The sequence below is a fragment of the Methylococcales bacterium genome, assembly GCA_030949405.1.
In the GTDB taxonomy this organism is placed as follows: Bacteria; Pseudomonadota; Gammaproteobacteria; order Methylococcales; family Methylomonadaceae; genus WTBX01.
Genome location: JAUZSN010000002.1, coordinates 106,297 through 121,418, shown reverse-complemented (window position 1 = coordinate 121,418; position 15,122 = coordinate 106,297). Strand labels below are relative to the sequence as shown.

Here is a 15,122-nt window from a genome sequence, read left to right as displayed (position 1 = left end):
TTCAGAGAAAAATTTAATTGCGACATAATCAGCTATCAACGAAAGATAAGTTATTGGTTTAAAAAATAAACTAAAGCATATTTTCAGTGGGTAATTAAATAATTAATGATAAAATTAAAAAATAGACAAGGTTAAATAATGCACTTTATAAAAATACTTATTTTTTTTATAGCTTCTTTATTAGTAGGTTGCGGGGATTCTAATACGCCTCAATCGTATATCGAAAGTGGAAAAACACTGTATGAACAAAAAGACTATGACAAAGCCCAATTAGAATTTAAAAATGCCCTTCAACTTGATGATCAACAGGCGGATGCTTTTTATTATTTAGCCCTTATTTACCTAAATGAAAAAAAATGGGACTCTGCGAGGATGCAGTTGTTGCTGGCACTTCAAGTAAATCCAAAGCATGTTAACTCACATTTACAGTTAGCAACCTTATTTTTTATTAATAAAGATTATGAGGAGGCGTTAAAGAGAATTAACACGCTACTGGCTTTTGATGAAAATAACCTTGAGGCTCAGATAATAAGAGGTAGTATTTTATTAAAGCAAAATAAAGTCGATGAGGCTTTAATTATTTCGGAGACTATTTTATCAAAAAACCCAGGTAATTTTAATGCAACTTCTTTAAAGGTAGGTATTTATTTAGAGCAAGAAAAATATGCTGAATCATTAGAAATCATTGAAAATTCACTTAAAGCTAACCCGACTGAAATTTTATTAAATTTGCGTAAGTTAGATATTCTTAACAAAATGGGAGATAACGAAGCCATTAAAAAGTATTATGTAACTTTAATTGATCGTTTCCCAACGAATTTTGAATTTAGTTTTAAGCTCGGGAAATATTATATACAACATAAAGAAGATAATAAAGCGTTCGCTATTTTTGAAAATGTAGTCAATAAAAACCCTGAGCATATCGAGCCGAAGTTAGCTTTTATTGAATTTTTAACCATTAAAAAACCGCAATTAGTTGAACAAACCATAAAAGACTATTTACTGCAAATGCCAAAAGAAGCTAAATTTTATTTTAAATTAGCACGTTTTTATTTTGCTCAGAAACAACCTGAAAAAGCTAAAACGCAACTTAATTTACTGATTAAAAATACAGAGGATAAAGGGGCAGTTTTAAATGCAAAAATCAAACTAGCGGCACTTGAAACGGATGTAACGCTTGCCTCTGCCCTTATTGAAGAGGTTCTAGCCGAAAATAATCAACATCTTACTGGGCTTTTGTTAAAAAGTGTATTGAAATTAAAAGATGGCTTATATGATGAGGCTATTGCTGATTTACTGGATATTTTAAAAAATAACCCCAATTCTGATGATGCTATGGTCTTATTAGCACAGGCTTATTTAAAAAGAAGTTCCCCCGAATTAGCCAACGATTATTTTCGTAAAGCCCTTGAAACAAACCCTGGTAACAAAATGGCAATTATACCTGTTCTTTCAGCGTTAAAAAAGAAAGGAGAACTTGTGCGAGCTGAAAATATATTAATAGGGTATTTATCAAAAAATGAGGACAGTCCACAAATATTATTAGAACTTGCTGATATTAGACTTAGACAAGGAGATTGGAAGGGAACACAGGAGGTTGCTAAATTTATGAATACAAAATCAGAAGGGATTTATTATTCTAAGTATGTTGAGGCAAAGATTTTACAAGGACAAAAAAAATATAAGCAGGCTGCTGATACCTATAAAGAAGTTTTAATTAAGTTCCCTAATTTATCCGATGCGCTGAAAAGTATGTTGTTGTGTTATGAAGCTTTGAAGCAACGGCCTTTAATGCATAGTTATTTGGTTGAATATATAAAATTACATCCAGAAAATCCTTATGCCATTGCTTTACAAGTCCATTTATTTGCAAAAGACAAAAATTTTGATAGCATTTTTTCGACGCTAACGAAGGCGAATAATAAGTGGCCAAAAATACCCGAATTCTATGAGGATTTAGCTAAATATTTTAGAACAAAAAAAGAGCCAGAAAAGATGATGGCTACCTATCGAAGAGGAATGAAAAATCTTCCACAGGAAACTTCATTTGTCGTGAATTTAGCCACGGTTTATTATAATAATCATAAGTATAAAGAGGCTGTGAAGGTTTATGATGATTTTTTAATAATATCCCCTAAAAATGAACGCGTAACAAATAATTTAGCTTCCTTGTTAGTTGATTATTTCCCTACGAAGGCAAATTTAGCGCGCGCCTTAGTGTTAACTCAGGATATTAAAAATTTAGAAAATGTTTACGCGCTTGATACCTATGCTTGGGTATTATTTAAGAACAATCGTGATAAAGAAGCCTTAGAAATTCTTACCGAGGTGATTGCTAAAGAGCGTAAAATCGCTGTTTTTAGATACCATTTAGCAAAAATAAATTATAAAATGAATAATTTATCAGGAGCCATTTCTCAACTTGAAAAGGCGTTATTAATTGGTGAGAAAACCAATAATTTTGCTGAAAAAGAACAAGCGATTGCTTTTATGAAAGAACTTAAAAATACAACGAACTAAAATTAAAGGAGCGTGATAGCTGACAGGGTGTCGGCTATCATACTCTGGCGCATTTGTTTTTAATTCGCATCCCTCAATCGACGCGCCTTTACGTTATTTTAACGCAGGTAATCCTGATTTAACGTCATTATTTTGTCCTCTGTGACGCAAAAAATGATCCATAATAACAAGGGCCATCATCGCTTCTGCAATCGGCGTGGCTCGAATACCCACACAAGGATCATGACGACCTTGAGTGACCACTTCAATGGCCTCACCTTCGGTATTAATACTCCGTCCTACTAATCGTAAACTTGAGGTTGGTTTTAACGCGATACTCGCAACGATATTTTGACCACTAGAAATACCGCCTAAGATTCCGCCCGCATGGTTACTTAAAAACTCATCTGGGGTGATTTCATCACGAAACTCGGTTCCTTTTGCAGGAACACAGTCAAATCCATCGCCAATCTCAACGCCTTTAACCGCATTAATGCTCATTAATGCATGAGCTAAGTCAGCATCTAACCGATCAAAAATAGGCTCACCTAACCCCGCTGGAACATTATTTGCAATCACATTAACTTTCGCGCCAACAGAATTGCCTTCTTTGCGTAACGTATCCATATAATCCGCCAGTTGCTGCTCTTTACTGGCATCAGGGGCAAAAAATGAACTGGTTTCTCGATCAGCCCAGTCAATTAAGTCTATTTTAATCGGGCCTAATTGAGATAAGTAGCCTTTTATTTCTATTTCGGCGTGTTCTTTTAAATATTTTTTAGCAATGGCCCCCGCTGCAACTCGCATAGCAGTTTCTCTGGCAGAAGAACGTCCCCCGCCACGGTAATCTCGAAAACCATATTTAGCTTGATAAGTAAAATCTGCATGACCGGGGCGAAATGTTTTTGCAATCTCTGAATAGTCTTTAGAACGTTGATCGGTATTTTTAATTAATAAGCCAATGGGCGTTCCTGTCGTCTTACCCTCAAAAACCCCTGATAAAATTTCGACCTCATCCGCTTCACGGCGTTGAGTCGTATGTCTTGATGTACCAGGTTTTCGTCTGTCTAAATCGGCTTGAATATCCGCTTCGGACAATGACATTCCAGGAGGACACCCATCAACAATACAGCCTAAAGCAACGCCATGACTTTCGCCAAACGTCGTCACAGTAAATAATTTTCCTAGGGTATTTCCAGACATAATATGTAGTTGTAACCAATTAAGGGAGATTAAAGAAAGGGCTTAAATTCTGAATGATAAGTTTTGAGTTGGTTAGCGGTCAATAAAAATACGCCATCGCCTCCTCGTTCAAAATTTAACCAATAAAAAGGAATTTGTGGGAATTTATTCTGTAAAGTTTCGGAACTGCTGCCGACTTCAACCACCAAAATACCTTGTTCAGATAAATATTCAGGGGCATGAGCTAAAATTTTTAAAACCAAATCAAGCCCTGATTCGCCGCCTGTAAAGCCCATTTCAGGTTCCGCATGAAATTCGGTAGGAAGCTGTTGCCATTCGCTAATGCTAACATAAGGCGGGTTACTCACAATAATATCGTAAGGTTTCTTGTCTAATTCAGTGAATAAATCCGAATGATAAAGGGTTAACCGATCTTCTAACTGGTGCTTTTTACGGTTCATTTCTGCAACTTCCAGTGCATCGGTCGATAAATCAACCGCATCAACATGAGCTTCAGGGAAGGCATACGCACAGGCAATCGCAATACAGGCACTCCCTGTGCATAAATCTAAAAGAGTAAAAACCTCAGACTCATTAACCCACGGTTGAAAAAAATCTTCAATTAATTCAGCAATGGGTGAACGTGGAATTAAAACCCGTTCATCAACATAAAAAGAAAGCCCTGCAAAAATAGCTTCATAGGTTAAATAGGCGGAAGGTTTTCTATCAACGATGCGTTTTTCAATCAAGCTAATAATCTGTTGACGCTCATCTAAGGTAAGAACGGCATCTAAATAGTGGTCGGCTAAATTATAAGGCTGATGTAGGGTATGCAATACAATGGCCGCCGCCTCATCTAAAGGGCTTTCGGTTCCATGACCTAAAAAAATATTTGTATTCGCAAAACGGCTCGATGCCCAGCGGATATAATCCTTTATCGTGGTTAGGGTTTCACTGACATCCGTATGGGTACTGTTCATAGTTTAAAGAGTAAGATAAAAAGAGATTTATTTTAAACTAAATTAATCAAAAATTATTAATTAATCTATATTTTGGGCTTTTAATTGCGCTTCTTTTGCACCTTCATAATTTTGTTGTAAGCGTCTTGCTTTGGCAATTAAGAGCCAACTTTGTTTTTTTAACACTTTATCACCCGCAGCTAATAACGCGGATTTTCTAGCAATATTTTCAGCTAATTGAGGTTGTTGCTGTTTAAGTCGTAAATCTGCTAATTTATAGGTTAAGTGAGCATTTCTAGGTTCAATTCTTAAGGCGCGTTCTATATTGACCACAGCAGATTCTAACTGCCCTGTGCTTATATTTTTATCCGCTTTTGAGACCAAAGCAATCACAGCAGGGGATAAAGGTTTTGGTTGAGGTCGGTTGATAATGGTTTTTCTAAGGGGAATTTTCTTTTCAATAATAACAGGTGGGAGGGGGTTATTGTTAGGTTGCGGTCGATTACTGACGATAGGTGGCTGTTTTATAGGGGCTGGAACCGAGGGGAGACGCGAGGGAAAAATGGGAAGGGGTTGTGAGCGTCCCGTACAACTTATTTGAAGCGATGCTAATAAACTTAGCATTAAAAACTTTTTATTTTGCATAATTTTAAACCTGACTATTAAAAATATTATTCAATGATTCGGCATCCTTCATTTAGCTTAAAAGTAGTTTACACTTTATTCTTAAAAAATAGTGGGGAGTAAAATAGCTTTAGCTATTTTCGTGACTCGCCAACCGCTAAAGCTATTGGACTCCGACCATAGTGTCCCGTCTTAAATTGGTAAGGATCTAAACTTAAATTTTCATCTATTGAGAACAACAACTTTTTATACACTGAATCGTTATATTTTACAGGCTATTTAGTGACGAAACTCACAATTCCAAGAAATTTTTGCAATTAAATAAACAAATAGTTAGCTATCATTAGGGAATAAGAAATTAAGAGCGTTTGGATGTTATTAAATTCTTATCCTTAAATTAAATTAAATAACGATAAGGAGTCAAACAATGAATGAATGGTTTTTTTCACAAAAAGAGACAATAACAGGCCCCCATAATAGGGATTATGCTAAAGCCTTTGTTAGAGAGAACCCTGGGGCTTATTGTTGGAAGCAAGGATGGGCGGATTGGCAGCTCGTTTTTGAGGTTTCTGAAATTCGGCGGATGAAAAAAGATGGGATTACGCCATTTCCTCCGCCACCTGCCACGATGATTACCTCAAAACCAACCACGTTACCCATTATTGAATCCGCGCCTATAACCTCAATGCCTGTCCCCTCATCAATTAATCGATCTGAAACCTCGTCTGATGCGGTTTCAATTGGGTTTGGGTGTGGGGATTATACTGAGGGGATAGATTATAAAATTTATGGTGCAGAAACCCAGTTTATTGAAATTGAATTAGACCCTGATGAAAGTGTGGTTTCAGAAGCTGGGGCGATGATGTATAAAACGGCGGATATAGCGATGGAAACTATTTTTGGCGATGGGTCAGGTAGCAATAAACAAGGATTTATGAGTCGTTTATTAGGCGCGGGGCAGCGATTATTAACGAATGAGAGTTTATTTATCACCGTTTTCACTCAAAAAGCGAAAGGGAAGGGGCGAGTTGCTTTTGCCGCGCCCTATTCAGGGACTATTATCGCGCTTAATTTAAGTGATTATGAGGGGAAAATAATTTGTCAAAAAGATAGTTTTTTAGCGGCTGCAAAGGGGGTACAAATTGGTATTCAATTTCAACGTAAAATATTAACGGGGTTATTTGGCGGTGAAGGTTTTATTATGCAAAAGCTTGAAGGAACGGGCTGGGTCTTTGTTCACATGGGTGGGACATTGCGTAAAATTGATTTAGCGGTGGGTGAAATGCTTCATGTTGATACAGGATGTTTAGCCGCACTTACACAAACTGTTAATTATGAAATAGAAAAAGTAGGTGGGGTTAAAACGATGTTATTTGGTGGTGAGGGACTCTTTTTTGCAAAATTAACGGGGCCGGGGACGGTATGGTTACAAAGTTTACCTTTTTCACGTCTTGCGGGACGTATGTTGGCCGCCGCACCACAAAATAATGGATCACAGGGTGAGGGGTCTGTACTTGGCGGATTAGGGAATCTTCTTGATGGTGATAATTTTTAATTAGCTTTAAAAGGTCTTGCGTCTCTTTAATGCAATAAACCCGTGTACGCTATCATTTTATAACATGTTGGGTTACAAAAAGTATGTAACCTAATCGGCTACCAACTTAGGACGGGATACTATGGAGCAAGGCTTAACCGTTCATACTTCGACTAGGCTCAGTACGAACGGCTTAATCTCAACTTGCCCCGTCTTAAGTTGGTAGCGTTAACAGCCTATCTAATCGTTTTCTTTTTCAATAGTTCGGACAGTTTTTGTAACCCATTGATTTAAAAAAGAATTTACCAACACGCCTCGTAAATATAAAACCCTTTAAAATCAATGTCTTATAGAATTAAGACCGCTATCTTTTTTAAAACTGTCCGAAGTATTGCTTTTTAACCTTTTTATTTTTCCTCATAAAAGGATTGTCTTTAACAGGAACTTTCTTTTTAGCCGTTGATTTTTTTGAAATCGCCTTTTTAAAGGGTTTAAATACTTTCGGTTTTGTTTTAGACCATTCAACCGTTTCTAATTTACCGTTACTTTCAATCACCACGTTATTTATATTTATTTTTTTTATTAACCAACCCTCAATACGTTGTCCAACTTGAACCGTATAAAAGCGATCATTCTTAGTTTTTATATTTCGAGCCTTTTTATTACGGAATAACGCGCTAGTTTGCCCGTGGTGACCAAAAATACCAATAAGCTCATGTTTAAATTTCGTGGTTTTTTTAACGGAGGGCTTAGTGGTACTTACCTCAATAATTTCTTCAAAGGGTTGCCTATTATGATTAAACAAAGGACGCTTAATCAGATCCGAATAATGATCTACGGGTTTTTCCTTTAAATTAATCGAAGGTAAGGATTCCATTTCTACGTGGCCTGCAACAATACCTGCTAATTCACGCTTTAATTTAGAACGGGAATAATTGGCATAAGAAAATTCAGCAATAATAATCACACTTAAGATAAGGGCGATAAAAGCAAGGGTTTTAACTAATTGAACATTCATTTTAGTGGGTTCCCACAAAACTAGAGGCTTTAAAGTTGACCGTCAATTGCTGGGTCGATTCTAATTTTCGCGTTTTAATGTTTCTTTTCTTGGGCCCTGATTTTATCCGAATATGATTAATAATAACAAAGGGCGTCATGGTTTCAATGTCATAGAGTATCGTTCTTAACGCATCCATTGTGACCGTCATGTTCACATCAATAATAATTCGGGTGAAATTATCTTCTAATTTTTTTGAAGATGAACTTTTTCGAATAATTTGCCCCCCCCGCATCCGCAATGGTTGTGGTTATTAATAACTGTAACTCAGCAGAGGCTAATGCAATGGTTTCATTGGTGTAAAAATAATTTTGTTCACTGTATTTTTTAGTCACAATTTCAAAGTTTTTCGTCAACGCGGCTTTTTTCTTTAAGGTTTTTTGGTAACGCCTAAAATTAAAAATATGATCGCGTCTTATTTCCCTATACTCCAGCCCTAATGATAAAATAGGATAAATAATAAGCGCGGACACTAAGGCAATAACGCTCATTAACAAACCAACCGCTAACCATTTTTGTTTTTGTTCAAGACTACTCGCTTTCATCGCTCTCTCTTGCATTGACACTAACAACAATTCTAAATCGCTCTAATCCCGTGGTTTTATTTTTAGTCACCGTCGATTCAAAATCAGCATTTGAAAACAAGGGGGAAGATTCAAGTATTTTAATCAGTGTGGACGCTGCGGGTGACTCACCTGTTAAATGTAGTTTTTTATTTTTATAAACAATCATCGTTAACGAGGTATCATCTTTAAGTAATTGGCTGATGGTTTCTAATATCTCAATTAAAGGTGGGTAGTTTTGTTTTTGAGCAATGAGCCAATCTGTTTTTTCGGATAAGACCGCGATTTTATTTTGTAACTCTTGTACTTCCATCGCGTGTCGTTTAATTTTATAAATTTTACGATCTAAGGTTTGTCCTGATTGGTATTGAAACCACACGGGTAAAACAAGAATACTGCTGAGTAAAATAAAAATTCCCCCTATTAAGGCGGATTGAAAAATTAAGGCTTTTTTGTTTGCTTTGTAGCGTTTACTTTCAGGTAATAAATTATAGTATTCATAGTCGTCTTGTAAATTATTTGGCATCCCTTCATAGTCAACCAGCCAAGGGTTAATCCCCCATGATTTTAGGCTATCATAGCCCCGATCTAAATTATTTTTAGGGGTTAAAATAAGTTGAAGATTAATTTTATCAGTTTCGGCGGCTATTTTTTTTATCGTGTAATAAACCTGCTGTTGATTAAAAGGCGTATAGCGATCGAGTTCATACGCAATGACTTGCGTTAAATTCTCTTCAACGGCTTTAGGTAAGGTTAATTTTTTTAAAATACCCTCATTTTTATTGAGCCTAAAAATAACCCTCGCTTTTTCTAACAGGGGGTTATCCAATTTTAATTGCTGATAATCAATTAAACCTTGTTCATTAAGGGGTAAGTGAATGTGTTTCGATTGTTTTTTATGATCGGTAAAATTAAAATAGAGTTCATCATCTTTGATTTGAATAATGACGATCCCAGCGGTGTCGTTAAAAAGGCGACTAATCGCACTAGGGATTAAAAAAGCGAGCTCTTTTTTCCACCAATGAAAAAATTTTTTAATAACGAGACTATCAAGGGTTGAGTTCAGCATCTTCAGGTATCAGTAAGAGGGACATCGTTTTTGAAAAAAGAGAAGTTTTTAAGGCTGCATAGCGTTTCCAATCAAGAATAATAAACGGTTTAGATGGGTCTGATTTTTTTTTCATCACCACTTGGATGCGCGCCTTTGCTCCGTTATTAAGTTGCGTTTCAGCAATCACTGTATAAATTTCTTGTGCATTTTTTTTAGATTGAGTACCTGTTGTTATTAAAGCAGGGGTCGGTAAATGGTTAATATCACTTTCAACCCGCTCAGCGATATAGGAATCAATCCGCTCAGCCTCTAACCCCGTTGCGGCTAACAAGACCGCACGGCTTGCCGTTTTTAAATCCACCGTTAGTTGGCGTGAATACACCGTTATCATTGTTTTAAGTTGCTCAAAAAGTTCAGGTGTTACCCCTAATACGAGTCGAAGTTCCTCAATGGTTTGAAATGGTTTATTTCGGGGTGCGTAGGCTAACCCCTCGGATTGATAGGTCGCTTTTTCCGCACCATCAATTCTAATTAAATCATCTTTATCACGCCAATCTATAATAGCATTGACAATAGCGGGGTGTTTTTCGGGGGCAATATCGGTTTGCAAGAGCATTCCCGTTAATAATTTCTCATTGGCTTTATTAATATCTATTTTCCCGAATTCGGATTGAATTTTAACCCGAATAGTGGCCTGATTAAATTGAACAGGGTAAATATGCCCGCTAGCCCGCCAGCGTTGTGCTTTATCAAGGGTGGATAAATTAAGTTGAGCAAAGGTGATTCCCGCCTCGGCAAGGGCAATAGCTTGAGCTTTATCGCGTAAATTAGCGATAATACGCGTTTCTCTACGCATCCCTAAAGTAAAGCTGCCCGCCATAATAATTAAGAGGGTCAAGACCCATAAAACCAGTATTAAGGCCACGCCTTTTTGTGAAGGGGGTGTTTTTTTCACTCGGTGAATTTCCATTCTGTTTTGACCTTTTAAGGGCTTTTTCAAACACATTTAAGGCTTTTTTAGGGGCTTCTTCATTATTAAGTTTTAAGAGGGTTTGAGGCCAATAATGTTCATTAAGCGGTTGAATCGTAATGGCAATTAATTTAGGTAAATGATCGTAGTGCCAGTTTGTTTGCCATACGGGCAGCTCTTTGGGTTCTTTACTTCCAAAATAGCGCAAGGTTAAGGAGCCGATATTATCGACTAACGTGACCGTCTCTATTTTCCATGCGTCATCGGCTAACGTAGGGTAAAAAGGTTGAATCGAAACCTCAATTTTAGTGTTTTTTAAGCGAACATTAAACCGTTGCAATCCGAGTCGTCTTGAACTTGCAGGTAAGCTTGAGACAAATTGCAGGGTATTTTGAGTTCCCTGAAACGAAAATTCTTTTATTTTGGTTGTGAAATCATCCCATAAAGGTAACGAGGCCGCTAATTGATTATGAAAAAAATGAGCGGTAGAGGACATTTCAGCGACCTCGGTGAGTTTGTTTTCCCCTTTATCCCAGCTTTTTGCACTGATTCTTAAGCCCGCAAATAACATAAGCATCATCACACTTAGAAGGGATAAAGCGATGAGGACTTCGATTAAAGTAAAGCCTTGACTCGATTTTATGTGAACAGCCTGCATTTATGAGTGATTGTGGGGGTAGTTAGAAAAATCAAGCGAAATATATTGTTTTAGTTTATATCATTAGCCCGCTCTATTATAATAGTTGGTTGAAAATTTTGTTTGATTTTACGAGAAAGAAATGGCGACTTATAGTACCAATGAATTTAAATCAGGTTTAAAAATTATGATTGATACAGATCCTTGCGCAATTATAGAAAATGAATTTGTAAAACCTGGAAAGGGTCAGGCATTTAGCCGCGTTAAAATTAGAAATTTGAAAACAGGTCGCGTTATTGAACGAACGTTTAAATCAGGTGAGTCGGTTGAAGGCGCGGATGTGGTTGAGTTAGATATGCAGTATTTATATTCAGATGGCGAATTTTGGCATTTTATGGTGCCAGAGACTTACGAGCAATATCAAGCCGATAAAACGGCCGTTGAAGATGCGATGAAATGGTTAAAAGACCAAGATATTTGTACGATGACGCTGTGGAATGATCTGCCGCTGTCTATTGTACCGCCAAATTTTGTTGAATTATCCATTACGGATACCGACCCTGGCTTAAAAGGTGATACGTCAGGCGGGGGTGGAAAACCTGCAACGTTAGAAACAGGCGCGGTGGTACGTGTCCCTTTATTTGTTCAAATTGGTGAAACGATTAAAGTGGATACCCGCAATGGCGACTATGTTGGGCGTGTAAAAAACTAGTGTCCAATACGTTATGGCAACCGAGTTGTCAGTTAAAGCAAGTGCGACAACGGGCGCAAGTGTTTGCCTCTATTCGTCAATTTTTTGCACAAAGAGCGGTATTAGAAGTTGAAACGCCGTTATTATCGCAGGCGACAGGGACCGATCCCCAACTCGATTTTTTTAAAAGTAGCTATCATCACTCGCCTTGTCAACAAACGCTTTATTTACAAACCTCACCTGAGTTTGCAATGAAACGTTTATTGGCTGCGGGCAGTGGCTCCATTTATCAATTGTGTAAAGCCTTTAGAAATGGGGAATCAGGGCGATTTCATAACCCTGAATTTACGCTTTTGGAATGGTATCGCGTGGGGTTTAATTTATCGGAACTCATGGATGAGGTTGCGTTATTAATGAAAACGCTTTTAGAGCCTACTTTAAACTTAAAAAATGTGATAAAAATCGCATATAAGGATTTATTTTTACAAAAAACAGGGTTGGACGCGCTCACCTATAGTCCCGAACACTATCAAAATTATGCCCATAATCAGGCTATTCCAGAGGCGATTGCTCTTTGTGGGGATGATCTTGATTTATGGTTAGATTTTATTTTTAGCCATAAAATTCAACCCACGTTACTTGGTAATAATCTTTATTTAGTTCATAGTTATCCAGCCTCTCAAGCGTCATTAGCTCGTATTAATGAGATAGATTCTAAAATTGCCGATCGATTTGAGGTTTTTATTAAGGGACTTGAACTCGGTAATGGTTTTTTTGAGTTAGCGGATGCGGCTGAACAAAATTCCCGCTTTGAACATGAAATTAGCGTGAGAGCGAAAAATAACCGCCCCTCAGTCACTAAAGATTTAAATTTTTTGGCCGCCTTAGAGGAAGGACTTCCTGATTGTTGTGGTGTGGCCATAGGCGTTGATCGTCTATTAATGTTATTAACCGAGGTAACAACGATTGACGATGTATTAACGTTTCCGATTAACCGAGCTTAAGGGGGGTCTTTGATAAGATAAAGACCATGCTATAATCTATGCTGTGCTTGTTCTTTCCACTTTGGTAATTTTGTGAAACATTCTCTTATTTCCCCCTTATTATTGACCACGCTAATGGTCTCTCCCGTGACTTATGCGGCAGAAAGCTTTATTGTTGATGATATTCAAGTCAAAGGCTTGCAAAGAACCCCTGTCGGGACGGTTTATAGTTATCTCCCTGTTAAAGTGGGTGAAACGTTCTCTTTAGATGATGTCGGTTTGGCGATTCGGGCTTTATTTAAGACGGGTTTTTTTAAAGATGTGTTGTTGGAAAGAGAAGGAAATGCCTTAATTGTTAGGGTAAAAGAGCATCCAACGATTGCTAAAATTATTTTTGAAGGTAATGAAGATTTAAAATCAGAAGAGTTAACCAAAGCCCTGTCTTCCCAAGGATTTGCGGAAGGAAAAGTTTTTAGCCCTCAGATATTAGATAAAATAGAACAAGAATTACGTCGTCAATACTTTAGCCAAGGTAAATATGGGGTTAAAATTAAGACCAGTGTGTCTAAATTAACCCGTAACCGTATCGGCGTTCATATTGAAATTTCGGAAGGACAAGCGGCAAAAATAAAACAAATTAATATTGTCGGTAATCATAGTTTTGACAGTGAAATCTTGTTAAAAAGTTTTGAACTGAGTACCACTAATTTATTGTCTTTTTATACAAAAGATGATCAATATGGAAAGCAAAAACTTTCGGCTGATTTAGAACGCTTAACCTCATATTATCTTGATCGGGGCTATATTAATTTTACGATTGAATCATCACAAATTTCGATGACACCTGATAAAAAAGAAATGTATGTCACGGTCAACGTTAAAGAAGGCGATGTTTTTACCTTAAGTAAAGTTAAACTAGCGGGTAATCTAATTGTGCCGCCTGAAGAATTAATTGAATTAGTTAAACTGGGACCGGGTGAAATTTTTTCACGAAAAAATGCAACCCTAACCTCTAAAAATATTTCAGATAGGCTAGGGGATGAGGGCTATGTTTTTGCCAATGTTAATATGGTCCCTGAAATTGATGAAAGCTTAAAAACCGTTGAAATGACTTTTTTTATTGATCCTGGTAAACGAATTTATGTTCGCCATGTCAATATTACGGGAAATGATAAAACTCGTGATGAAGTGGTTCGGCGAGAAATGCGACAAATGGAATCGTCATGGGCATCAACAAAGCAAATAGAACGCTCTAAAGCCCGCTTAAATCGTTTAGGCTATTTTGAAACAGTGGATGTTGAAACGCCCCCCGTCGTGGGTGCGGCAGATCAAATTGATGTCAATTACAGTGTGGTTGAAAAAGCGTCGGGTAATTTATCGGCAGGGGTGGGTTTTTCACAAACCAGTGGGCTTATTTTTAATGCCAATGTTTCACAAGATAATATTTTTGGGTCGGGTAAGCGTATTAATTTAGCCTTTAATAACAGTGACATTAGTACCCAATACCGCTTTGGCTATTATGATCCTTATTTTACCTTAGACGGTGTCAGTTTAGGCTATGACATTGGCTATCGCGCACGCGATGCGGAAAAGGCTAATATTTCCCGTTATTCAACCGATGTGATTAATAGCAGTTTAAATTTTGGTTTACCTCTTAATGAAAATGATCGCTTACGTTTTAATATTGATTTGCGTCATACAAAATTGAAGGTGTCATCATTTTCATCGACTGAAATTTTAGATTTTATTAATAAAAATGGTAATAAATACCTCACCTTATCCCTTTCAGTGGGCTGGACACACGATACCTTGAATCGAGCTGTTTTTCCAACGGAAGGCGGTCAGCAACGTTTGTCGGCGTTAGCCACCGTTCCAGGAAGTGATTTAGAGTATTACAAACTGAGTTATAAGCATCAGCACTTTTTCCCCTTGTCAAAAGACTTTACCTTTCGGGTTAATGCGGATTTAGCCTATGGTGATGGTTATGGCGATACGGATAGTTTACCCTTTTTTGAACATTTCTTTGCTGGCGGGGTCCGTTCTATACGCGGCTTTAATGACAATACACTTGGACCTCGGGATTCAAGAAATGATCCTTTTGGAGGATCAGGTAAAATTATTGGTAATGCTGAACTGTTATTCCCTGTTCCCTTTTTCGACGACCTTCGTTCTGTTAGGTTAGGTGCTTTCTTTGATGCAGGTACCGTAACCAATGGTTTTGATGTCGGAGATATGCGCTATTCTGTGGGCTTATCAGGCGAATGGTTGTCTCCTTTTGGTGCTTTATCTGTGAGTGTTGCTAAACCGTTAAACTCAGGCGACAGGGATGAAGAACAAATGTTTCAATTTTCATTTGGTTCAGGATTTTAAAA

Annotated in this window: 14 protein-coding genes and 1 pseudogene; 6 read left to right on the top strand and 9 right to left on the bottom strand. The window is 37.3% G+C overall.

Going from position 1 to position 15,122, the window contains the following annotated elements; all coding sequences use genetic code 11:
• Positions 1–138 precede the first annotated feature (138 nt).
• Positions 139–2,520 carry a tetratricopeptide repeat protein gene (locus Q9M50_00695; GenBank protein MDQ7089156.1) on the top strand — a complete coding sequence of 794 codons (2,382 nt, stop codon included), beginning with the start codon at positions 139–141 and terminating at the stop codon, positions 2,518–2,520.
• Between the two features lie 93 nt (positions 2,521–2,613).
• Here Q9M50_00695 and aroC read toward each other — a convergent pair whose 3' ends face one another.
• From aroC to Q9M50_00680, 3 genes are read right to left on the bottom strand one after another with little or no spacing between them, the layout of a single operon-like run.
• On the bottom strand, positions 2,614–3,702 hold the full coding sequence (gene aroC / locus Q9M50_00690) for a chorismate synthase (GenBank protein ID MDQ7089155.1): 1,089 nt from the start codon (positions 3,700–3,702) through the stop codon (positions 2,614–2,616).
• Between the two features lie 29 nt (positions 3,703–3,731).
• The gene (prmB, locus tag Q9M50_00685; GenBank protein MDQ7089154.1) at positions 3,732–4,661 is read right to left on the bottom strand and encodes a 50S ribosomal protein L3 N(5)-glutamine methyltransferase; all 930 of its coding nucleotides are present in this window, start codon (positions 4,659–4,661) and stop codon (positions 3,732–3,734) included.
• Between the two features lie 60 nt (positions 4,662–4,721).
• Entirely contained in the window at positions 4,722–5,285 is a 564-nt protein-coding gene (locus Q9M50_00680; GenBank protein ID MDQ7089153.1) for a hypothetical protein, read from the bottom strand.
• A 406-nt stretch (positions 5,286–5,691) separates the two neighbouring features.
• On the opposite strand from Q9M50_00680, the pseudogene Q9M50_00675 reads away from it, so the two are divergent.
• Positions 5,692–5,826: pseudogene (locus tag Q9M50_00675) on the top strand (GYF domain-containing protein).
• A gap of 210 nt (positions 5,827–6,036) precedes the next feature.
• Complete coding sequence (locus Q9M50_00670; protein MDQ7089152.1) at positions 6,037–6,819, top strand: TIGR00266 family protein; 783 nt, start codon at positions 6,037–6,039, stop codon at positions 6,817–6,819.
• Positions 6,820–7,171: 352 nt separating this feature from the next.
• On the opposite strand, the gene Q9M50_00665 is transcribed toward Q9M50_00670, so the two are convergent.
• The 6 genes from Q9M50_00665 to Q9M50_00640 are packed head-to-tail and all read right to left on the bottom strand — an operon-like array spanning position 7,172 to position 11,097.
• Positions 7,172–7,816, bottom strand: a complete 645-nt coding sequence (locus Q9M50_00665; GenBank protein MDQ7089151.1) for a hypothetical protein — start codon at positions 7,814–7,816, stop codon at positions 7,172–7,174.
• A gap of 1 nt (position 7,817) precedes the next feature.
• Entirely contained in the window at positions 7,818–8,090 is a 273-nt protein-coding gene (locus Q9M50_00660; GenBank protein ID MDQ7089150.1) for a GspMb/PilO family protein, read from the bottom strand.
• A complete protein-coding gene (locus Q9M50_00655; GenBank protein ID MDQ7089149.1) occupies positions 8,035–8,400 on the bottom strand; it encodes a hypothetical protein in 366 nt (121 codons plus the stop codon). The genes Q9M50_00660 and Q9M50_00655 overlap by 56 nt, the downstream gene beginning before the upstream one ends.
• The gene (locus tag Q9M50_00650) at positions 8,387–9,487 is read right to left on the bottom strand and encodes a PilN domain-containing protein (protein ID MDQ7089148.1); all 1,101 of its coding nucleotides are present in this window, start codon (positions 9,485–9,487) and stop codon (positions 8,387–8,389) included. Before Q9M50_00650 ends, Q9M50_00655 begins: the two co-directional genes overlap by 14 nt.
• A complete protein-coding gene (locus tag Q9M50_00645) occupies positions 9,468–10,424 on the bottom strand; it encodes a type II secretion system protein GspK (protein MDQ7089147.1) in 957 nt (318 codons plus the stop codon). The genes Q9M50_00650 and Q9M50_00645 overlap by 20 nt, the downstream gene beginning before the upstream one ends.
• A complete protein-coding gene (locus Q9M50_00640) occupies positions 10,318–11,097 on the bottom strand; it encodes a prepilin-type N-terminal cleavage/methylation domain-containing protein (GenBank protein MDQ7089146.1) in 780 nt (259 codons plus the stop codon). Before Q9M50_00640 ends, Q9M50_00645 begins: the two co-directional genes overlap by 107 nt.
• Before the next feature lie 121 nt (positions 11,098–11,218).
• Here Q9M50_00640 and efp point away from each other — a divergent pair, with 121 nt between their 5' ends.
• The 3 genes from efp to bamA all read left to right on the top strand — a co-directional run bounded on the left by efp (position 11,219) and on the right by bamA (position 15,120).
• Positions 11,219–11,788, top strand: coding sequence for an elongation factor P (efp, locus tag Q9M50_00635; protein MDQ7089145.1), 570 nt, complete (start codon positions 11,219–11,221; stop codon positions 11,786–11,788).
• Positions 11,788–12,771 carry an EF-P lysine aminoacylase EpmA gene (gene epmA, locus Q9M50_00630; protein ID MDQ7089144.1) on the top strand — a complete coding sequence of 328 codons (984 nt, stop codon included), beginning with the start codon at positions 11,788–11,790 and terminating at the stop codon, positions 12,769–12,771. The genes efp and epmA overlap by 1 nt, the downstream gene beginning before the upstream one ends.
• Positions 12,772–12,885: 114 nt before the next feature.
• On the top strand, positions 12,886–15,120 hold the full coding sequence (gene bamA, locus Q9M50_00625; protein MDQ7089143.1) for an outer membrane protein assembly factor BamA: 2,235 nt from the start codon (positions 12,886–12,888) through the stop codon (positions 15,118–15,120).
• Positions 15,121–15,122: the final 2 nt, after the last annotated feature.